General features: G+C 53.5%; 20 protein-coding genes. 11 read left to right on the forward strand and 9 right to left on the reverse strand.

The window, feature by feature from the left end:
* Positions 1 to 19: 19 nt before the first annotated feature.
* The 5 genes from OEZ10_04800 to OEZ10_04820 all read right to left on the reverse strand — a co-directional run bounded on the left by OEZ10_04800 (position 20) and on the right by OEZ10_04820 (position 7,545).
* The gene (locus OEZ10_04800) at positions 20 to 3,130 is read right to left on the reverse strand and encodes an efflux RND transporter permease subunit (protein MDH5632297.1); all 3,111 of its coding nucleotides are present in this window, start codon (positions 3,128 to 3,130) and stop codon (positions 20 to 22) included.
* On the reverse strand, positions 3,127 to 4,764 hold the full coding sequence (locus tag OEZ10_04805; GenBank protein ID MDH5632298.1) for an efflux RND transporter periplasmic adaptor subunit: 1,638 nt from the start codon (positions 4,762 to 4,764) through the stop codon (positions 3,127 to 3,129). The genes OEZ10_04800 and OEZ10_04805 overlap by 4 nt, the downstream gene beginning before the upstream one ends.
* Positions 4,761 to 6,017 (reverse strand): TolC family protein, encoded by a 1,257-nt coding sequence (locus OEZ10_04810; GenBank protein ID MDH5632299.1) that lies wholly within the window; start codon positions 6,015 to 6,017, stop codon positions 4,761 to 4,763. The genes OEZ10_04805 and OEZ10_04810 overlap by 4 nt, the downstream gene beginning before the upstream one ends.
* A 108-nt stretch (positions 6,018 to 6,125) precedes the next feature.
* Positions 6,126 to 6,533 (reverse strand): hypothetical protein, encoded by a 408-nt coding sequence (locus OEZ10_04815; protein ID MDH5632300.1) that lies wholly within the window; start codon positions 6,531 to 6,533, stop codon positions 6,126 to 6,128.
* Positions 6,534 to 6,639: 106 nt separating this feature from the next.
* Positions 6,640 to 7,545 carry a LysR family transcriptional regulator gene (locus OEZ10_04820; GenBank protein MDH5632301.1) on the reverse strand — a complete coding sequence of 302 codons (906 nt, stop codon included), beginning with the start codon at positions 7,543 to 7,545 and terminating at the stop codon, positions 6,640 to 6,642.
* A 173-nt stretch (positions 7,546 to 7,718) separates the two neighbouring features.
* On the opposite strand from OEZ10_04820, the gene OEZ10_04825 reads away from it, so the two are divergent.
* The 9 genes from OEZ10_04825 (at position 7,719) to OEZ10_04865 (ending at position 15,583) form a co-directional block, all read left to right on the forward strand.
* The gene (locus OEZ10_04825; protein MDH5632302.1) at positions 7,719 to 9,137 is read left to right on the forward strand and encodes a form I ribulose bisphosphate carboxylase large subunit; all 1,419 of its coding nucleotides are present in this window, start codon (positions 7,719 to 7,721) and stop codon (positions 9,135 to 9,137) included.
* 79 nt (positions 9,138 to 9,216) lie between these two features.
* Positions 9,217 to 9,576: a ribulose bisphosphate carboxylase small subunit gene (locus OEZ10_04830; protein MDH5632303.1), complete on the forward strand. Its 360-nt coding sequence runs from the start codon at positions 9,217 to 9,219 to the stop codon at positions 9,574 to 9,576.
* Positions 9,577 to 9,671: 95 nt separating this feature from the next.
* Entirely contained in the window at positions 9,672 to 10,001 is a 330-nt protein-coding gene (locus OEZ10_04835; protein ID MDH5632304.1) for a hypothetical protein, read from the forward strand.
* A gap of 51 nt (positions 10,002 to 10,052) precedes the next feature.
* Positions 10,053 to 10,865 (forward strand): CbbQ/NirQ/NorQ/GpvN family protein, encoded by an 813-nt coding sequence (locus OEZ10_04840; protein ID MDH5632305.1) that lies wholly within the window; start codon positions 10,053 to 10,055, stop codon positions 10,863 to 10,865.
* Between the two features lie 120 nt (positions 10,866 to 10,985).
* Positions 10,986 to 13,343 carry a VWA domain-containing protein gene (locus OEZ10_04845; GenBank protein MDH5632306.1) on the forward strand — a complete coding sequence of 786 codons (2,358 nt, stop codon included), beginning with the start codon at positions 10,986 to 10,988 and terminating at the stop codon, positions 13,341 to 13,343.
* 179 nt (positions 13,344 to 13,522) lie between these two features.
* Positions 13,523 to 13,930, forward strand: coding sequence for a DUF3352 domain-containing protein (locus OEZ10_04850; protein MDH5632307.1), 408 nt, complete (start codon positions 13,523 to 13,525; stop codon positions 13,928 to 13,930).
* A gap of 96 nt (positions 13,931 to 14,026) precedes the next feature.
* A complete protein-coding gene (locus tag OEZ10_04855; protein ID MDH5632308.1) occupies positions 14,027 to 14,539 on the forward strand; it encodes a TIGR00645 family protein in 513 nt (170 codons plus the stop codon).
* Between the two features lie 4 nt (positions 14,540 to 14,543).
* Positions 14,544 to 15,140, forward strand: coding sequence for a histidine phosphatase family protein (locus OEZ10_04860; GenBank protein MDH5632309.1), 597 nt, complete (start codon positions 14,544 to 14,546; stop codon positions 15,138 to 15,140).
* Between the two features lie 146 nt (positions 15,141 to 15,286).
* Positions 15,287 to 15,583 (forward strand): hypothetical protein, encoded by a 297-nt coding sequence (locus OEZ10_04865; GenBank protein MDH5632310.1) that lies wholly within the window; start codon positions 15,287 to 15,289, stop codon positions 15,581 to 15,583.
* A 165-nt stretch (positions 15,584 to 15,748) separates the two neighbouring features.
* On the opposite strand, the gene OEZ10_04870 is transcribed toward OEZ10_04865, so the two are convergent.
* A complete protein-coding gene (locus OEZ10_04870) occupies positions 15,749 to 17,812 on the reverse strand; it encodes a S8 family serine peptidase (GenBank protein ID MDH5632311.1) in 2,064 nt (687 codons plus the stop codon).
* 348 nt (positions 17,813 to 18,160) lie between these two features.
* On the opposite strand from OEZ10_04870, the gene OEZ10_04875 reads away from it, so the two are divergent.
* Both OEZ10_04875 and OEZ10_04880 read left to right on the forward strand, forming a co-directional pair.
* Positions 18,161 to 18,499 (forward strand): hypothetical protein, encoded by a 339-nt coding sequence (locus OEZ10_04875; GenBank protein ID MDH5632312.1) that lies wholly within the window; start codon positions 18,161 to 18,163, stop codon positions 18,497 to 18,499.
* Positions 18,500 to 18,539: 40 nt separating this feature from the next.
* Entirely contained in the window at positions 18,540 to 19,175 is a 636-nt protein-coding gene (locus OEZ10_04880; GenBank protein MDH5632313.1) for a gamma-butyrobetaine hydroxylase-like domain-containing protein, read from the forward strand.
* A 12-nt stretch (positions 19,176 to 19,187) separates the two neighbouring features.
* On the opposite strand, the gene mobA is transcribed toward OEZ10_04880, so the two are convergent.
* Genes mobA through moaB form a run of 3 tightly spaced genes read right to left on the reverse strand, consistent with a single transcriptional unit; the run spans position 19,188 to position 21,503 of the window.
* Positions 19,188 to 19,745 carry a molybdenum cofactor guanylyltransferase gene (gene mobA, locus OEZ10_04885; protein ID MDH5632314.1) on the reverse strand — a complete coding sequence of 186 codons (558 nt, stop codon included), beginning with the start codon at positions 19,743 to 19,745 and terminating at the stop codon, positions 19,188 to 19,190.
* A gap of 1 nt (position 19,746) precedes the next feature.
* Entirely contained in the window at positions 19,747 to 20,970 is a 1,224-nt protein-coding gene (locus OEZ10_04890; GenBank protein ID MDH5632315.1) for a molybdopterin molybdotransferase MoeA, read from the reverse strand.
* Between the two features lie 8 nt (positions 20,971 to 20,978).
* Entirely contained in the window at positions 20,979 to 21,503 is a 525-nt protein-coding gene (moaB, locus tag OEZ10_04895) for a molybdenum cofactor biosynthesis protein B (GenBank protein MDH5632316.1), read from the reverse strand.
* Positions 21,504 to 21,811: the final 308 nt, after the last annotated feature.

The following is a 21,811-nucleotide window of genomic DNA, read 5'->3' on the forward strand; positions in this document are numbered from 1 at the left end:
TGTATACCGGAAAGTGTCATCATGAATTCAGCTGGTGCTCTTTCCACAACAAAAATACTGCAGGCAATACTACCAGGGTCAAAAGTGTGGCACTGACCATGCCACCAACCATGGGTGCGGCAATGCGACGCATAACCTCCGAACCGGTACCGCCACCAAGCATGATCGGTAACAGGCCGGCAATAATGGCCGAGACTGTCATCATGATCGGGCGTACCCGCAGCAAGGCACCCTGGATTACCGCTTCCTTGATGTGCTTGTGGTTCAGCACTGTGTACTTGCGCTTCATGTCATCGTAGGCCTGGTTCAGGTATACCAGCATGATGACACCGATTTCCACTGCAACACCGGCAAGGGCGATAAAGCCAACGCCTACGGCTACTGACATGTTGTAACCCAGCACATAAAGCAGCAGGAATCCGCCTACCAATGCCAGTGGCAATGTGCCCATGATAATCATGACTTCCGTGAAATTACGGAAGTTCAGGTACAACAACAGGATAATAATGGCCAACGTTAACGGTACGACAACCGACAACCGCTCCTTGGCGCGCACCATGTACTCGTACTGTCCCGACCAGGCGATGGAATACCCGGCCGGCAGTTTCACCTGTTCGGCAACGACTTTTTGCGCTTCTTTGACATAGGATCCCAGGTCGCGACCCTGTATATCAACAAACGTCCAGCCATTGGGGCGTGCATTCTCGCTCTTGATCATGGCAGGCCCGCTTTCAACAATAATATTGGCCACCTCGCCGAGCGGGATGCGTGCACCAGCGGGCGTGACAATCGGCAAGTTACGCAGTTTCTCCACCGAGTCGCGTACATCACGAGGGTAGCGAATATTGACCGGATAACGTTCCAGCCCCTCAACTGTCTGGGTGATGTTCATGCCGCCAATCGCGGTACGTATTACTTCGTGAATGTCGCTGATGTTGAGACCGAAGCGTGAAGCCTTGACGCGATCGATATCAGCAGTGACATAGCGTCCTCCGGCTACCCGTTCTGAGTACACCGAGGCAGTACCTGGAACAGGCTTCAGTACCTCTTCCAGCTGTTTGCCTATTTTTTGTATTTGCTCGAGGTCCGGGCCGGCAACCTTGATACCCACCGGGGTCTTGATCCCGGTTGCGAGCATGTCGATGCGGGTTTTGATCGGCATGACCCAGGCATTGGTCAGGCCGGGAAAGCGCACCAGTTCATCGAGCTCTTTTTTGAGCTTGTCCAGTGTCATCCCGTCTCGCCATTGATCCCGGGGTTTGAGCTGGATCGTGGTTTCGATCATGGTGAGCGGCGCCGGGTCGGTGGCAGTGTCGGCCCGGCCGATCTTGCCAAATACGCGCCGGACTTCCGGCAACGTGCTTATGAGCTTGTCGGTTTGTTGCAACAGTTCCTGTGCCTTGCCGATGGATATGCCCGGGAACGTAGTGGGCATGTACATGAGATCACCTTCGTCCAGGTCCGGCATGAACTCGGAGCCCAATTGCATCATTGGCCAGATTCCCAGCACAACGATAGCGCCGGAGACCGCCAATACCTGTTTGGGTTTCTCCAGTACCCAGTTGATCATAGGTTGGTAAGTGTTTACCAGGAAGCGGTTGACGGGATTTTCGTGTTCCGGCGTAACATGGCCGCGAATAAAGTAGCCCATCAACACCGGGACCAGGGTTATAGACAGGCCTGCCGCAGCGGCCATGGCATAGGTCTTGGTAAAGGCCAGCGGCGCAAACAATTTGCCTTCCTGGGCCTCGAGAGTGAACACCGGCAGAAAGCTGAGTGTGATGATCAGCAGTGAGAAGAACAGCGGTGGCCCCACTTCCCGGGTTGCTTCACCGATAATTCGCCAGCGATTGTCATCGGTCAGTGGCTCGCGCTCGATATGTTTGTGTACGTTCTCAATCATGACAATGGCGGCATCGACCATGGCGCCTATAGCGATGGCAATGCCGCCCAGTGACATAATGTTGGCGTTAATGCCTTGTTGGTACATGATTATGAAGGCGGTCAATATTCCCAGTGGCAGGCTGACGATAACCACAAGAGATGAGCGCAAATGAAACAGGAATACCGCGCAAACCAGGGCGACAACAATGAATTCTTCCACGAGCTTGCCGGCCAATGTGCTCACTGCCCGATTGATAAGGCTGGAGCGATCATAGGTTTCAACGATTTCGACGCCCTGGGGCAGGCCCTGCTTCAGCTTCTCAATCCTGGCCTTGACGCCTTTTATGGTAGTCAGTGCGTTTTCGCCAAAGCGCATGACGATAATGCCGCCCACTACTTCCCCCTGGCCGTCAAGATCGGCAATGCCTCGCCGCATTTGCGGGCCAAGACGAATATGGGCAACATCTTTTAGCAAAATTGGCGTTCCCTGTTTGTTTACGCCAAGCGGTATGCGTTCGAGATCATTAATAGACTGGATATAGCCGGTCGCACGAACCATGTATTCGGCTTCAGCCATTTCGATTACCGAGCCGCCGGTTTCCTGGTTGGCGTTCTTGATGGCCATGCTGACGCGTGATAATGGCAGGCCGTAGGCGCGCAGCCGGTCCGGGTCCAGTGCTACCTGGTATTGCTTGACCATGCCGCCGACGGTGGCAACTTCCGATACGCCGGGTACGGTCTGCAGTTCATATTTCAGAAACCAGTCCTGCAGTGATCGCAACTGGGCAAGATCGTGTGTTCCGGTTCTGTCGACCAGGGCATATTCATAAATCCAGCCGACACCGGTCGCGTCCGGACCCAGTGTCGGTCGAGCCGAATCCGGCAACCGACTGGCAACCTGGCTGAGGTACTCGAGTACACGCGTACGCGCCCAGTAGGGATCGGTGTCTTCGGCAAATATGATGTATACATAGGAGTCGCCAAAGAATGAGTAACCGCGAACGGTAACGGCACCCGGAACCGACAGCATCGCCGTGGTCAACGGATAAGTAACCTGGTCCTCGACAACTCTTGGCGCTTGCCCAGGATAGGAAGTTTTGACAATAACCTGGACGTCAGACAGATCCGGAATGGCATCGAGCGGTGTATTCTTGGCGGCGAAAATTCCCCAGCCGATCAGCAGACCGGTCAGCAGCAATACCATGAATCGATTATTGAGCGACCAGTCAATGAGTCTGTTAATCATTGAGGTAGCTCCTGGTGCTGCATCTTGTCGATGCTGTTGATAACGTAGCCATCATCCACTGGTTCCAGGGTAAAACTGACATGATCGCCGGGCTTGAACCGGCTGATGTCCACGCCATGCTTGTACCTGAAATCCATTACCATGGATGGCCAGCCCAGCGACTGGATAGGGCCGTGTTCCATATTGATTTTATGTTCGTCAGGCTTGAGCGCCTTGATTGTGCCCATGCCCTCGATAACCATGTCTTCGCCCCCGCCGATCTTGCTGTCAGCGGAAGAGGTTGTTGTTTTGGTTTCGGACATGCGGGTGAGGCTGGCTTTCAGGCTGGCTTCGGAATCAATGAGGAACTGGCCGGAGGTTACGACGGCGTCTCCCTGTTCAAGCCCGGCGATAACTTCGACGTTATCACCGGATTCAACCCCGACAACGATATTGCGCGGTGCAAATCGTCCCTCTCCCTTGTTGATAATGACGCGGGTGTTCTGGCCGGTGCGAATCAGCGCTTCGCGGGGAATGACCAGGACTTCGCGGGTGGCACCGCCGAATATCGTGACGTCGGCGTACATATTCGGCTTTAATGCTTCGTTTATGTTATCGAACTTGAGCCTTACCTTGAGTGTCCGTGTCTTGGCATCGAGTTGCGGATAGATGTAGTCTACCTTGCCTTCCCAGACCTTGCCGGGAAGGTAGGACAATCGAACTTCTGCAGGTTGGGAGGATTTTACCCAGTCCGCCTGTTGTTCAAACACTTCGGCCTGTATCCAGACCGTGGAAAGATCGGCCAGCGTCATGACATCGGTAGCCGGTTTGACGTACTTGCCTTCGCGTACCATTAGCGCGGACACAACCCCGTCCTGGGGTGCATACACGGTAATGCGTTGTTGCGCCTTGCGTGTTTTCTGCAACTGGTTTATTTGGCCACTGGAGATACCCAGTGCTTTCATGCGGTCACGTGAAGCCCTGATCAGTGATTCACTGTTGGTAGTCAAGGCTTCAAGATATTCTTCCTGGGCATTGACCAGTGCCGGTGAGTATACAGCAAACAACGGCGCCCCCCGTTTGACATGCTCGCCTTCACTTTTGACATGAAGTTTTTCAATCCAGCCATCAGTGCGCAGGTGTATGTGACTGACCCGGGTTTCGTCATGATCAACATAACCCACGGTATCAATGCGGCGCCACAATTTATCAAGCTGGATGGTGGCGGTACGAACGCCAAGGTTCTGGACAACGGCTGGCGATATCTTCACATCAGCACCACCTCCATCATCGTAAATGGCTATGTAGTCCATGCCCATTTCATCCTTCCTCGGTGCGTCGGATGTAATGGTTGGCTTGTGCGGGTGGCGGTAGTACAAGATTTTTCGTTCGGCAGATGTCTCATCGGCGCCGCCTTGGGTTTCGACCTTTTTCTCGACCAGTTCCATGCCGCATATGGGGCAGTTACCGGGCTGGTCGCGAATGATCTGGGGATGCATAGGGCAAACATATTTTGGATCAAGATGTTTGACCGCATGTTCGGCCGCCGATTCTTTTTCTGGACCGGGCCCGGTGGTTGAAGCGGGTTCATTTTCAGTGCATGCCGCGATCGACACGGCAATACCGATAAGCAGTAAAGCGTTGAGGCGGTTCATAGGTTTTCACCTCCAAGGTAAATCAGGTCAGCCTGGGCCTTGGCCCAGTCGGTTTGCAGGCGTAAATGTTGCAACCCGGTTTCGAGTTCCATGACGCGGGCGCGCATCAGATCGGTGAACTGTCCGCGATCGCTTTGATAGGCTCGTAATGCCGCATTGGCATTGGCCCGCGCCTGGGGCACAAGATTGTCAGTGTAGTTGTCAATGCGCATGCCAATATGTCGATAAGCAGCATTTACACTTTCGACCTGCTGGCGCAGCATGCGTAGCATGTCGTCCTTGTTAAGCATGGCGGCACTGTAGGATGATTCGCCGGCGTCTACTTCCTGGCGCTGTCGACCGCCGAACAGCGGGAGGTCCAGCATTAATACCGCTGACGCCATGTCTTCCAGCGGGCGCCCATCCGGGTAGTTGCCTTCGCGTCTGCCATAAGTCAGGTCGATGGTAACCGAGGGTTTGTAACCGGCCCGGGCCAGGTCAATCTCGGCTTTCCTCGCGTCAATCATGGCATCCATTTCACGAATAGCCGGGTGTTGCGGCAACCCATCAACGATATCGTTGACAAGTTTGATGCCGGGCAAGGTCGGGCAACTTTCCGGCAACGGCCGTTGGCTGTCGGTGTCGCCGACGTAGCGAGCCAGCATTGCGCGGGCCTGGTCTGCCTGGATACGTACCTGGTGTTGTCGGTCTTCGAGCCGACTCCATTCCAGCGATGCCTGCAGCACGTGCTGCTGGTTGCTGCGGCCGGCTGCATACTGCAGTTCTGTAACACGTTGCAGTTGTGCAAACAGGCCCTTGTTCTTTTCAATTATGTGATCGGCTTCTTGCCAGTAATACAGGTCAAGCCAGGCCTTGCGTACATTTCGAATCAGTTCCTGTTCTCGATTGGATCGACGCGCACTGGCGGAGCTGGCCTTGGCCAGCATGCCATCACGTTTTGCATCCAGCGCACCAAAGGAGGGAAACATTTGCTGCAAGCCGATCTGCTGTTGGGTCATAACCGATTGATCCAGTTCCCAGGTATCTGTGGGGACATTCATGGCGGCCAGCTTAAGCTTGGGATCGGGCAGGCTGTCAGCGGCTTTGCTGCGTTGGGTCCAGCCAAGCGTTTCCTGTTCAAGCGCCTTGAGCGAAACATCGTGCTTGAGTGCCAGCAATACGGCTTCATCAATGGTCAATATGCTGCCGGCAAAGCCTGGCGCCGCCCATAGCGTGCCTGCTACTACAGCGATTAATAATCTTGTTTTGTTCATGTTGCCAGCCCTTCGACGGGGTGATGTGAATGTTGATGGCGACCGTTTTGATCGGCGCGATCAATTATCGGGTCCGGTCAAAACCGGTTTCCCGTTGTACGAAGGAGGTTAGCGCCTGGGGGGCTGGCTGGTATCGTGATGCGGGCAGCTGTGCGGGACAGCTGTCGAGGACTGTGCGTTACCAGACGCGGATCTTTCCGTGTGCATGGGGCAATGGGTCAGGCCGGCGACATGGTGCGCAGCCTTGCAATCGCTGCAATTCTTTTCGCAACCGTCTTTGCCCGGCTGGCTGCCGTCAGCCTGTTTGTGGTGAGGGCAGTCACTGCCGTCAGCCATGGTTATTTTGTCGCTTTGCATCTTGGCGCAATGGGTGTCGACAGCCTCCTGTTTCATTGTGCCGGCATAGGCACCACCCAGCGGCGCTACGGCGATCGCCAGCATCAGGGTAAAACGAAGAATGTTCAGGAAGCGCTTCATGCAGGCACCGTAATAGTTGCCATAAATCTTGTCAATCAATAACTCAGTATCGACGGTCCTGAATATAGCCCAGCGGCGTCGTCACTGTACCCGGAGTCTTTGAGTTCATACTGGCGGAAAAGTTCCCCGCCAGGGACACGGCATTTCAGCCCTGCTTCATGACTGATGGGCCCTCGGTCAGCACGTAGTCACGGAATGCCATGGCAGCGGGAGACAGTCGTTTGCCCTGTCGATGGACCACGTACCAGTGCCTCAGAATCGGGAAAGATTGGGCATCAAGAATTGCCAGGCGCCGGGTTTCCAGTTCCAGGGTCAGGGTATGGATTGATACAATACCTAGCCCGAGACCGGCCTCCACGGCCTGCTTGATGGCCTCGTTACTGGTCATCTCCATGCCGGTGGTGAGGTGTACGCCTTGCTGGGAGAAGAAGCGCTCCATGGCGATTCGGGTGCCGGATCCGGGTTCGCGTACCACGAAAGTCTCCTGCTGCAAGCGAGACATGGGGATATCCTGTTCTGATACCAGCGGGTGGTCGGGTGGCCCGATAACTACCAACGGGTTGTCCATAAACGGTTCAGTGACCAGATCCAGGCCTTCTGGTGGTTTTCCCATAATGACCAGGTCAGTCTCGTTGTTGATCAGTTGATCCAGCAGGCTGCGACGATTGGTGACATCAAGACTAATGGTAATATCGCTATGTTGCCTGGAAAAATCAGCCAGCAGTCGCGTAGCAAAATAATTGGCTGTACTGGCGACGGAGACCGACAATCGGCCGCCCCGAACACCTTTGAGGTTCTCCAGCACTTCCCCGGCTTCATTCAATAACCTGTTGATTTCCTGGGAGTAATTATAGAATTCATGACCCGCATCGGTGAGATAGGTTTTTTTGCCCATTTGTTCAAACAGTGGCAAACCCAGGTTCTCTTCGAGCTGTTTCACCTGCATGGAGACTGCGGGCTGGCTTAAATGCAGCTCCTGGGCGGCTTGGGTGTAGCTCAAATGGCGCGCCACGGATCGAAATACCTGCAATTGTCTAAAAGTTATATTCATTTTCGAAATATATAAATAAATCCTTATGAGAGCAATCAAAAATACTGAATATACTTTATGATTCCCCTCCGTATACTTGCCGCACTAATTTCCTGCGCACACCTTATTCTTGTCCGGGTAATTTGTGGGAAGGTAGAGATTAACTAACTGACTAGCTATTAGGAGGCCTGTCAATGGCTAAGAAATATGATGCGGGTGTAAAAGAATACCGCGAAACGTACTGGATGCCGGAATATACTCCACTGGATACTGATATCCTGGCATGCTTTAAAGTTACACCTCAGCCTGGTGTACCTCGTGAAGAGGTTGCTGCTGCGGTAGCTGCCGAATCTTCAACCGGTACCTGGACCACTGTATGGACCGACCTGCTGACTGACCTTGATCACTACAAAGGTCGTGCTTATGCCATCGAAGACGTACCGGGCGACGACACCTGTTTCTATGCTTTTGTTGCCTACCCCATCGACCTGTTTGAAGAAGGCTCAGTTGTAAACGTACTGACCTCTCTGGTTGGTAACGTATTCGGCTTTAAAGCTCTGCGTGCTCTGCGTCTGGAAGATATTCGCTTCCCAATCGCTTACGTAATGACCTGTAATGGACCACCTCAGGGTATCCAGGTTGAACGCGACATCCTGAACAAATACGGTCGTCCGCTGCTGGGTTGCACCATCAAGCCGAAGCTGGGCCTGTCTGCGAAGAACTACGGTCGTGCTTGTTACGAAGGTCTGCGCGGCGGTCTTGACTTCACTAAGGATGATGAAAACGTTAACTCACAGCCATTCATGCGCTGGAAGCACCGTTTTGACTTCGTTATGGAAGCTATCCATAAAGCTGAAGCCGAAACTGGCGAACGTAAAGGTCACTACCTGAACGTTACAGCTCCTACTGCTGACGAAATGATGCGTCGTGCTGAATACGCACACGAAATCGGCGCGCCGATTATCATGCACGACTTCCTGACTGGCGGTTTCTCTGCCAATACCCAGCTGGCTCAGTGGTGTCAGGAAAAAGGTATGCTGCTGCACATTCACCGTGCCATGCACGCGGTACTCGACCGCAATCCGCACCACGGTATTCACTTCCGTGTACTCGCCAAGTGTCTGCGTCTGTCCGGTGGTGACCACCTGCACTCAGGTACGGTTGTTGGTAAGCTGGAAGGCGACCGCGACGCAACCCTGGGCTGGATCGATATCATGCGTGATTCCTTTATCAAGGAAGATCGTAGCCGCGGTATCTTCTTTGATCAGGACTGGGGCTCAATGCCTGGTGTTATCCCGGTTGCTTCCGGTGGTATTCACGTATGGCACATGCCAGCGCTGGTTAGTATCTTCGGTGACGATTCCTGCCTGCAGTTCGGTGGCGGTACATTGGGTCACCCATGGGGTAACGCTGCTGGCGCTGCTGCCAACCGCGTCGCTGTTGAAGCGTGTGTTGAAGCTCGTAACATGGGCCGTGAACTTGAGAAGGAAGGTAAGGACATTCTTACCAACGCCGCCAAGTCCAGTCCGGAGCTTAAAGCTGCAATGGAAACCTGGAAAGAAATCAAGTTCGAATTCGACACCGTTGACAAGCTGGATGTTTCTCACAAATAAGAAACTTTCAATGTCAACACCGGGGCGTGCATTGCCCGCCCCGGCATGAATTCGAAATTAACTTTAGGAGTAAATCACAATGAGTGATATGCAAGACTACAATTCAAGTTTAAGTGATGCGGCACAAAGCCGTCGGTTTGAGACTTTCTCTTATCTGCCGCCACTGAGCAAGGAATCTGCTCGTGCCCAGATTCAGTACATCGTAGACAAGGGCTGGAACCCATCTATCGAACATACTGAGCCTGAAAATGCCGCTGGTTCTTACTGGTACATGTGGAAGCTGCCAATGTTCGGCGAAACCGACGTTGACGCTATCCTGGCTGAACTGGACAACTGTCACAAAGCTCACCCTAACAACCACGTGCGTCTGTTAGGTCTTGACAACTTTGCCCAGTGTGCCGGTACAGCAATGGTTGTTTACCGTGGTGTTGCTGTTTAAGTAGCCGGGGTTAAACCGAAAAATAAAAAGGCCCCTGCTGCGTCATGTGGTCAGGGGCCTTTTTTATTGAATAATACAGGTATATTGAGACAATCATGTCAAGACCGCCCAGAACATCACAGTCAGACAGATATATTGGTATTGATGAAGACCTTTTTGCCGGCATGACTACCATCGGCAAAATGATTCGAGATGCATGGGTATTTGGCCTGATTGAAGAAACAGAAACCTGCAAAGGCTGGAACCTGGCCGGGATTAATGTTTTGCTGGACAAGGTTAATGCCGAATGGGACAAGTATGGTTGCCTGGTCAGCCGTTTGCCCGCAGAGTTATTTGAGCGACACCAGCGGATTCACGGAGAAGCCGTGGAAAAGGCCCGCGAACTGGGCTGGGATGGTGACTATGAAACTCATAGCGATACGTAAATGCATCGAGTCTATTAATTATTGTTAATCAAATATTAACCAAGGTGTGTCATGGAAACTACAGTTGATCCACAACAGTACGTAATTAAAGCAGAGCCCTACTTTGAACCCGTTGGCAACGAAATTGAGTTGTACGAGGCGGCTTATAACGCGCGCATGCCAATGATGCTGAAAGGTCCAACCGGTTGCGGAAAATCACGTTTTGTTGAATACATGGCGTGGAAACTGAAGCGACCGCTTATTACCGTTGCCTGTAATGAAGATATGACCGCCTCAGATCTCGTGGGTCGTTTCCTGCTGGATAAGGACGGCACCAAGTGGCAGGATGGCCCGCTGACCACAGCAGCGCGTATCGGCGCTATTTGTTACCTGGATGAAGTGGTGGAAGCTCGCCAGGATACTACAGTTGTCATTCACCCGTTGACTGACCATCGTCGCACCTTGCCGCTGGATAAAAAAGGTGAGCTGATCGAGGCGCACCCTGATTTCCAGCTGGTTATCTCTTATAACCCGGGTTACCAGTCTTTAATGAAGGATCTGAAGCAATCCACCAAGCAACGCTTTGGCGGCCTGGATTTTGATTATCCGGTTGAAAATATTGAAGTGCAGATCGTTTCCAGGGAATCCGGTGTTGACAAGGAGACCGCAGGCAAACTGGTACAGATTGCACATCGCGCCCGCAACCTGAAGGGCCATGGCCTGGATGAAGGTATTTCAACCCGTCTGCTGGTATACGCGGGACAGCTGATAAACAAGGGTATTGATGCCCAGGCAGCCTGCAGCATGACCATGGTTACACCATTAACCGACGATCCGGATATGCGTGATACACTGAACGCGGCTGTACAGACATTCTTTGGATGATTTAATAAAACATGTATCCGCAAATTTAACCCGAACGACGCGAAGAATTTTAATGTATTTTTGACGTACATTTGTGTTTATAGGCGGAAAAGTTTATTACTGGATGCAAAGATGTGAGTCATGAGCATTAAACTCGAAGATTACGAAGAACAGTTGAAAGATGTCGCGCCGGAAGTGCGTGATGTATTGGCTGGCACGTTTCATGAGGCCGCGCGTATCATGTCGCCCACCGGGCTGGAGGCCTATCTGACAGGTGCCAAGGCCATGTGCAACCTGGGTCGTGGTTCAGACCTTGTCATCACTTATTTGCAGGAAATGCCGCTGGTTGCCAAGGAGTGTGGCGAAGACGTTATTGATGACTGCATTACTGCTGCCATGAAACTGTCTTCCATGACCTCCGGCGGAGTCATCATGCTGATGTTTGCCAGTCTGCCGTCGGCTGCCCGTCATCTGGGTGATGGCCAGTTGCTTCGTGGCTACCTGACCTTTATTCACCAGTTCGCATCCACAGCAGCCCGTGGATTACGCCCGATGCTGAATCACATGGATGATTTGCTGGACAAGCTGACGCTGAGCGGACTGCGTCGCTGGGCCAACTTTGGCGCCCAGGCTTACCGCAGGGACTTTGATAACCTGATAAGTTACTTCAATCTTGAATCCGCTGATTCAAGGGCCATGTTGCAGAAAGAACGTCGCGGCGTTCTGTTCATCAAGGTGCAACGGAAACTGAATTTTTATCTGCGCGCCTTGTGGGGCCGTGATTTTTTCCTGCGCCCTACAGGGGCTGATTACACGGATTTTCGTCCCTACATTGAACACCGAATTCTGCATATGCCGGACGCGGTAGACCATATTGGCCCTGAAGACAACCGGGTTGAAGGCCTGGAGCTTTATCGCGCTACTGCGGCGCACATGGCTGCGCATATGTGCTATTCCACTTCAGCCATCTCTGCTGAACAGCTGAGTCCTGCGCAAATGTTTTTTATCGGCCTTATGGAAGACGCGCGCATTGAATACAAGGCTGCGAAAGATTTTCCGGGTCTGAGAAAGTTGTGGACAACCCTGGCCAAGATTGCTGATGACGATGAAGAGCCCGAGCATCCTGCGATGCTGGAGCTGGAACATATCGCGCATATGTTGCTGGATGACAATGTTACTACCAATGACGCCGAGGTAGCCGAATTCGTCAAGCGGTTCCATGCTGAAATCGAGGAAAAACAGGACGATAATAATTACTCATGGCACATGGGTCTGGAGCTGTTCAACCTGTTCTCTGCACGTAAAAACGTCCCCAGCCTGCGCATACTGGAACGTATTCGCATTCCCTATCGTGATGACAATCGCTTTATCTGGGAATTCGAGGAATTCGACATGAATGTCGAATTCGAATACATGGCCGCCAGTCAGCGCCAGGTTCGCCGTATCATGAATATCATGGAAATGGCCAATGAAGTGGATTGCGAACTGGCGGGTGATGACGCCCAGGAAATCTGGATTTGCCCGGATGAAATGTTCCCTTACGAAGACGATCTTTCTGATACACAGAAAAGCTTTAACGACATGTGGGGCAAGGAGCCTATTTCAGATCCGTTCCATTATCAGGAATGGGACTACCAGATTCAGTTGCATCGTCCCGACTGGGTAACAGTATATGAGCGTCGTCAGCCGAAGGGCAACCCGGAAGATATCAACGATATTCTCGATGCCTATAAACCCGTAGCACACCGCATCAGGCAGATCATCGATCTGCTGACACCGGCAGGTGTACAGCGCGTGCGTGGTCTTGAGGATGGAGATGAGCTTGATCTTAACGCCGCTGTTGATGCAATGATTGCCATTCGCATGGGTGAGCAGCCCAGTCCCCGTATTACCATGCGCAATGTGCTCAACACGCGCGATCTGTCTGTGGTTGTGCTTATGGATCTTTCCGAGTCAACGAATGAACCAATGGGTGGTTCCGACAAGACCGTTCTGCAGCTGACCCGTGAGGCCGCTACACTGGTAGCGACCGCCATTAATGGCATCGGTGACCCGTTTGCGTTGCATGGCTTTGCCTCTGATGGCCGTCACGATGTGCAGTATTTCCGTTTTAAAGACTTTAACCAGCACCTTGATGATGACTGCAAGTCACGTCTTGCGGGAATGAAAGGCGGTCTTTCTACGCGCATGGGAGCAGCACTGCGCCATGCCGGCTATCATCTGCTGAAGCAGCCGGAACGTCGCAAGCTCATCCTGTTGGTGACGGATGGAGAGCCGGCTGATATTGATGAGCGCGATCCACAGCATCTTCGTCACGATACCAAGAAGGCGGTGGAGGAGCTCTACAGTGCCGGTGTGCTTACCTATTGCCTGACGCTGGATGAGCATGCCGACGCCTATGTGAAACGTATATTCGGCGAGAATAATTATACGATTATTGATAACGTTGACCGTTTGCCCGAGAAGCTGCCACAGCTGTTTGCAAGCCTGACGTCATAATGCGATGATATTAAAGCTTTAGCGTGCTCGTATTGACCCTGTGGTTGTTATACCGAGACTTGTATCTCGTCTGTTCACATGCAGGATGTGTCTATTGACTTGATTATTATGTCAGAATACAACTACATCAATAACACGAGTTCTCTGGTTGTTTCGGTGCAGGGGCGTTAGGTTCTCGCATGTATGACCGCCTGGACGATATCCCGGTACTGGCGTCGCGCCAGCGCAAGGTTGTTGCTGCACATTACAATCATGTTCAGAAGGCGCTCAAGCGCCTGGGACCGGAAATCCGCCTGTCTCTCCCCGGGTTAAAACACCTTGATCTCATCATGCAGAAGAACGCCTGGATAATAGTAGACCGGGTGTTAAACGATTATCCTGTCGTTGCCTGGACCGGTTTTGAAGTGCAGGGGAGAGACAGTTTGCATGAAGATATAGGGTGCGAGATAAAATTCTACCATGCCAATGCCAGTATGATCATGAACCGTGCGCTGGAAGCCATGGACTTGATGCTGGGAGAGCAGCTTGGTGAACTCGACGATATGAGGCCGGCATCGGTTATTTCAATCAACAAGGACCGGAAGTAGGCAGACCGTGTCAATGTACTGTTTTCTGTTCAATTAAAATTACGAGAGGTAATTGTGAATACCGCTAATGACAAACGCCTTCCATCATTGCGAATCATGGCCCAGCTCATATTCTGGAGCCGATGGTTGCAGGCGCCGTTATACCTTGGCCTGATTGTTGCCCAGGGTGTGTATGTCTACCATTTCATGATTGAGCTCTGGCACCTGGTGCACGATGCTGCTGCTGCGTCTGAAACAAAAATCATGCTCAGCGTCTTGGGCCTGATTGACGTTGTCATGATTGCCAACCTGTTGATTATGGTCATTATTGGCGGCTATGAGACCTTTGTCTCAAGGCTGAATATCAAGGAGCACCCGGACCAGCCCGAATGGCTGTCTCATGTCAATGCCGCCACTATGAAGATCAAGCTGTCCATGGCACTGATTGGCATATCATCAATACACCTGCTCAAGACGTTCATCAATGCTGAGCACATGCAAAACGATACCATCATGTGGCAGGTGTTGATCCACTTGACATTTATTCTCTCAGCCATTGCCATGGCGGTCACTGATCGTATCATGACCAGAACCATTCTCGAGGCGCACGGAACCGTAGCGCACGACTGAGATTATGACGGAAACCGTAATTGACCTTATTCGTCACGGTGAGCCGGTTGGAGGCCGTGCTTACCGGGGCCACGGAGTTGATGACCCCCTGAGCGAGAAAGGCTGGCAACAGATGTGGTCTGCTGTCGGCGAAACATATTCCTGGCAAAAATTGTTTACCTCGCCGATGAGTCGTTGCCGTGAGTTTGCCGAAGCGCTGGCCAGGCGAACCGGCGCGATCGTTATTGTTGATGATCGCCTGAAGGAGATCGGTTTCGGCGCCTGGGAGGGTCGGACGCCGGAACAAATTCAGGCAACCGACCCGGATGAGTATGCCGGTTTTTACCGGGACCCGGTGAATAATCGTCCGGAAGGTGCGGAGCCGCTGCAGGGTTTTCGAAGCCGTGTGGTCGATGCCTATGAAAACATCCTTGCCGACAGTGACGCCGGGCGTATCTTGGTGGTGACACACGCGGGCGTAATACGAGCGTTGATGACCCATGTGTTGCAGGCACCGGAGGCTGCCATGTACCGGATCAAGGTAACCAACGCTTCAATTACTCGCATAAGATATCGGGACAATATTCCCACCATCGAATCCCATGGAAATACATCCGTCTGATTTGTCGCGATACCGGTAAACATGCCATGACTGATAAGTGGCCATGATTCGCCGATAGGGGAATCATTGGTGCTATGGCCATGCTGACCGGCTTTCACCTATATTGGCAACAAGGGAGTTGATCTGCAATTACAGTGGAAGCAATAATGAAAACAAGTCATCCAGCTCTGGGAAACAGTCCCGACTGTAAAGAACCTGCCCGAAGTAGCGATATATCGAGACTCAAGGCACGCATGCCGGACAAGCAGTCCAGGAGTTTTGTTGTCAGCGATATTCCGTTCCAGAATGGCATGTTTCTGTTGTCTGCTATTCCTGACATGCCGGCTTTGGGCACCAGGATGGAATTGATGCTGGAGTCGGAGGCCGGTCAGGGCGCGCGTGCCGTAGAGGCAGTAGTTGCGTGTCGCACCAGCCACGGATTCGGCATTGAGATTATCCGTTAACTCTGACCGCATGGAGGGCGCTCGCTCGCGTATCGTTTTTCGTCGAATTGCCTGCGCCGCACCAGGTCAGCGCTATATCGCAATATCCGGTCCAAATAAAAATAAGGGGAAGCATATGCTTCCCCGTCTGAAATTACCGCTTATAATAGCTATTAATAATAATATCTAGTTCTGATGATAGAACGGTCCTTCTGTTGTGGTGTTGCCACCAGCATCAGTAGAGCTGACGTAATACTCATAGAGTGCACCGTTTGAACCCTGGAATGACATGTAATGTGAGGTCACCATGGTACTGTTGGAATAGGTGCCGCAGCAGGTGAATGTCACAACAGAATTCGACGGGATGTCGGTAGTCCAGCTGATGGCAAAGCTTGGTCCATTCAGATCAAGCGATGTCACGTTGCTGATTACCGGGCCGGCGGTGCCACCGCCACCACCACCTGCCGTGACTGTAACAGTCTGGCTGCTAGTGCTGATTGCGCCCTGGTTGTCAGTAACAGTGAGGCTGACCTGGTAGCTGTTGGCGCTGGCGTAGCTGTGACCGATGGTTACGCCGGAGCCGTTGGCACCATCACCGAAGTTCCAGGCGTAGCTGACTATACTGCCGTCGGAGTCGGTGCTGGCACTGGCGTCGAAGCTGCAGTTTAGGTCTGTACAGTTATAACTGAAGCTTGCTGTCGGCGGGTTGTTGGTCGGTGTGCTGCCACCACCCAGTGCAATCCACGCATCACGCGCCTGGATCAGGCCGAAACCGTAGGCGGAATCACGACCGGCTGCGCCAAGATCCAGGGCAGTGTTCTGAATGGCTGTGCGGATCTGGTCGTTGGTCAGTGACGGGTTGGCACTCCAGATAACGGCCGCTGCGCCGGATACATGGGGCGTGGCCATGGATGTGCCATCCCAGGCTTCGTAACCGCTGTCCGGCTGGGTTACGGTATTCACAACGCTGCCATTCTGGCCCAGGTTATTGGCAATAATCAGTTGGCCATCTTCCTGTGACAATGAGATCGCCGGAATGGCTGATGTGTTGCCTGTGCCCAGCGTACCGGCAAAGCCACCGGCTACATTATTATAGATAATCACAGCAGTGGCGCCGGAGTTTTGTGCATTCATGACCTTGTCGTAGAAACTGACAACGCCGCGCTCACACATGACTACCTTGCCTGACCAGGCACCGGTGGCGTCACACAGGCCACCGTTGGCAACGGCACCCGAGCCGCTGCCCTGGGCGGCGAACTCGATGGCGCTGCCGGTGTAGGTGGAACCGTTAACGGTAATAGTGCTGGTCGCTTTCCATGGCACGCTGCTCAGAATGCCAACACCCGGAGCGGCAATTTCAACAGCAGAGTTTTGCTGTGAGAAATCGGCGACCACGTTATTTGAGTCAACTGCGGCAACAGAAACAACTGACGCATAAGAAGCCGGGTAGCTCTTGCGGGTATTGCCATCATTGCCGGCGGCAGCGATGGACAACACGCCGTTGGCATAGGCCGCGGCGAAGGCGTTGTCTTCAGCCTTGCTGCTGAAGGTGCCGCCAAGACTCATGCTGATAATGTTTGCACCAGCGGCCTGGCAGCGTTGCGCTGCATCAACCAGATCAGAACTGTATGACCAGCCACAAGACGGGCCATCAAATACCTTGACGATATACAGTGATGTCTTGCCGGGCGACACACCGACCACGCCGGTGTTGTTGTTGGCGGCAGCAATGGTGCCGGCAACGTGACTACCGTGTCCGCAGGTATCGGTATCCCATCCTGCCGGGTAACCGCCTACCAGGTTAACGCCGGCGAAGTCTTCATGACCGGCGTGAATCCCGGAGTCAATGATACAGACCAGGCGACCGGAACCTGTGGGTGCGCCGCTGTCGATGACGTTGTCATGATCTGTGTCCCAGATGTCCCGTGCCTGGACCTTGTCGATACCGTAGGGCACGGTTTGTGCTGATGGGTAACGCTTCGGGTCGGCTTCAATGAGTGTGACGTTGGGATTGTTGCGTAACCCGCTCAGGGCGCCGGTTGGCACGCTGGCCGCGAACGCATTGATATGGGAAAAGTGATAATGCACCTTGGCATTGGCATTGCCCAGTTGCTGTTGCACCTGGGCAGCCTTGCCCTTGTTATAGTGAATCCATACCCGTTCGCCCGGATTGTTTCCCGCTGCCGAAGCGGACTGGAAGCCGGCGAGCAAAAGCAGTGACGTCGACAGCGTCACTAAAAGCGTTTTCATTTCAAGCTTCATTCTGCTTACTCCTGAATTATTGTTGATGATTTGTCCAATAAGGTTTTGCGAAACCCCTTGGCTCGGCAGAAAGCGGCAGCATGGATGAACGGGACACAGGTTCGGCCGTTTGCACGCTCTTGCCAGCGGGTAGTATGGCGAACATGATCAACTATGTACAGTTCATGTGGTTATAATGTATCTTGATTCCCTGGCTGGACGGAACCGTGACCGGGCCAGGATCGGAAAATTTCAGGGGACGTGACTTGCGATAGACCAGAGACAACGATACATTGCAGCCCGAGTTCGATAGTGCAAACCGGGCGAGGCTGCCGGGTTGATCAAACAGGTGAGATTATGCAATTGGCTGTAACGTACGCGCGTGAAGCGGGCGTGTTGAGAATCATGCTGGCCATGCTGGCCATTGCCGTAATTGCTTCGGCCCCGTTTGCCGGTGATCACGCAATCACCGAGGGTTGGGCCATGATACCAACTGTGGTTGTGCCGGCCACGGTTCCCATCGTGTTTTTTGTTCTGTGGTTGGACGCGCTGATGGCGGCCGTGTTTCGCGCCGACGCGGTGGATGACGAGGTCCGCAGGGTGCGCTTCGGTAATATCGTCAAGGCAGACATCATTCTCGTCAGCGTATTGACGCTGTCGTGGTTACCCTATTTCTATTCAGTACTGGCCGTGTGATCGATTGACAGATCCGGTTCGGTCAGCCCGGGGCGTTTTTATGAGTGAAGAAAAATCTGTACCGGCTGGCCCGATTCCGGTGGATATCAGGCTGCGCCAGAAGGCGCGCCTGCTTGAAATCGATTTCAATGATGGCAGCCAATTCAAGTTGCCTTGCGAGTACCTGCGGATCTTCTCGCCCTCGGCCGAGGTCAAGGCGGCAGTGGCGCGTGGCGAGATAGTTCATGGCAAACGAGACGTGAATATCACCGGCATTACCCCTGTCGGTCATTACGCGATACAGCTGGTATTTGACGACGGCCATGACACCGGTGTGTATTCGTGGAAAACCCTTTACGAACTGGGTCAGCAGCAGGACGGCAAATGGTCGACTTACCTGCAACAGCTTGAGCAAACCGGGCTGGATCGCGGCGAAGCAGGCAAGGGCCCACGTCGTATCACCTTGCTGTATTTTGTCAGTCTGCCAAAGGAACTGGGCAAGGAAACCGAGCAACAACAATTGCCTGATTCGGTGATCACCGTAACTGACCTGGTGGAGTGGCTGAAAAAACGTGGTGACAACTGGCAGCAGGCACTGTCGCGCTATGACCTGATCATTACCGTTAACAAGCAGTTTGCTGAATCGGATACACCCATCGATAACGGTGACGAAATCGCCATTGTACCCAAAGGCTGATGATTCAATCGGTCAGTCCAGGTCATCGGGGCTGTTAATATTGGCAAAGAGACCGGATTGATCGTTAAAACTGGCCGTACTCCATTGCTGAGATTGCATCCAGTTCATGACCTTGCGCTCACCCTGACCCAGGTCCGTGATTAACCTGTCGTGAAGACGGCAGCGCAGCAGGGCGATGACCGGGTGGATGCGCAGGTTATCCTCGGCCATAGCCAGGTCACCGGTCTCACCCAGTGCTTCGGACAGTCGGGTTAACAGGTCTGTCGGCAGGAAAGGCGTGTCACAGGGCGCGGTAAGTAACAACTCACTGTTACAAAACTTCATCGCCGTGGCGATTCCGGCCAACGGTCCCCAGTATTCCCCCAGGTTATCGACCAGTACCGGGTAACCGTATTGGCGATAAAACTCCACGTTACGGTTGGCGCTGATCATGATCTGATCCGTCTGCGGCTGCAGCCGTTCGATCACATGCTCTATTAACGGTTTGCCGCGAAAAATCACCGTGCCCTTGTCCTGGCCACCCATGCGCCGGCCGCGACCGCCGGCCAGGATCACGGCGGAAGCAGCCATGTCAGAACAGTTCCCGGAAACTGAAATAGGTAACGGGGTCACCGGGTTTGATCACCTGGTTTTCCCGGATGACGACCAGGCCATCTGCCCACGCGGCCGAGGAAAGAACACCGGAGCCTTGCTGGGGGTAAAGTTCTGCACTGCCGTCCGGCACAAGTCGCGCGCGGACGAATTCGCGACGCTTGTCCGGTCGCGGCCAGTCGAAGCCGGCTTTGACCGGGATGCCCGTTGGCAGCACCTTGTTGAGACCTTGCATGGTGTTGATAAATGGCCTGGCAAAAAGCAGGAAAGTGACAAAAACCGAGACCGGGTTTCCGGGCAAGCCGATGAAGTCAGTTTCGCCGATACGCCCGTAGGCGACTGGTTTGCCAGGTTTCATGGCAATGCGCCACATATCCAGCTGCCCCAGCTGCTCCAGTGCCAGTTTGACGTAATCTTCTTCGCCCACCGAAACGCCGCCACTGCTGATGATCAGGTCGGCACTCTGTGCTGCGCTTAGCAGGGCTTCCCGGGTATCGTCCAGTGTATCGGCTACACGACCCAGGTCGATGACCTCGCAACCGGCAGAACGCAGCAGGCCGGCCAGGGTGTAGCGGTTGGAGTTGTATATCTGTCCCGGCGCCAGCGCTTGGCCGGGATCAACCAGTTCATCGCCAGTGGCAAACAGGGCGACGCGAAGGCGCCGAACCACCTCAAGCTCAGCTACGCCAACCGATGCAGCCAGCCCGAGTTCCTGGGGGCGTAACAGGGTGCCGGGCTCGAGTATGATGGCCCCGGCGGTTATGTCCTCACCGGCCCGGCGAATGTTGGCGCCGGATTTCGGCGCGACGCCAATGACCACTTGGTCGTCCTGCTGCTGGCAATATTCCTGCATTACCACGGCGTCAGCGCCCGGTGGCACGGGCGCGCCGGTAAAAATGCGCGCCGCTGTACCCGGTTCCAGGTCGGTGCCGATGCTACCGGCCGGAATGCGCTGACTGACCGGCAGTGTCGTGCTGTCAGTGCTGACATCGGCGCATCGAACGGCGTAGCCGTCCATGGCACTGTTGTCATGTGGCGGCACATTGATGCCGGATTCAACTGCTGTTGCCAGGACCCGCCCCAAGGCCTGGTCCAGGGGGACGGATTCCTTGCCCGGTATGGCCCGGGCCTTGGATAACAGCAGCTCGATCGCGTCGTCAAAGCTGATCAGGTTTTGTTTTGGTGTATCACAGCATTGGGACATGGCTGGCTCTACTTTTCTTTCAGTCGCGGCAGTAATTCAGCGAAGTTACACGGCCCGTTACGAATATCCAGCTGATCCCGCAGGATTTTGTCCCAGGCGGTGTGGCAGGCCCCGGTAGATCCGGGCAGGCAGAAAATCAGGCGGCCATTGGAGGTGCCGGCAACAGCGCGGGACTGGATGGTAGAAGTGCGAATCTCCTCGTAGGACAACCAGCGAAATAATTCGCCGAAACCGACGATTTCCTTGTCAAATAAAGGGGTTACGGCCTCAGGGGTAACATCGCGGCCGGTCATCCCCGTGCCACCGGTAATCAGGATGACTTCCACTGCATCGTTTACCACCCACTGCGCTACCTGGGCGCGAATCAGGTAAGGGTTATCAATCAAAATCTGGCGATCCGCGAGGGTATGACCCTCGGCACCCAGCTTGGTGACCAGTGCTTGGCCAGAGGTGTCGGTTTCCAGGGTGCGCGTGTCCGATACGGTCAGCACCGCAATGCCGAGTGGAGAAAATTCACGAGATTTCGCTTTCATTACTGGTTTTGCCTTTCTTCAGGAAAAAAATCGGCGCCGAGTGTATCAGACCGAATTTCGGAAAATCTGATTTCGATCATAGTTTAGCCGGTTATGAATAGTTCATGATGCACCCCGGTGGCACGCAATATAAAAGAATTTCCGGAAAACAATAACTTGCGTACCTGCTGCCCAGGGTGTAATAACGCAGGCGATCAATACTTGGCAACGGGTACGCACCTGGTTTCAGGTTGTGAAAGTAACAAAAAGCGACGAAAACAAGAATATTGAGATTTCCCTGGCCCGGGACAAAGGAAAACAGGAAATAT

It is taken from the genome of Gammaproteobacteria bacterium (genome assembly GCA_029880545.1).
Taxonomy (GTDB): Bacteria; Pseudomonadota; Gammaproteobacteria; order Acidiferrobacterales; family SZUA-150; genus JAOUOD01.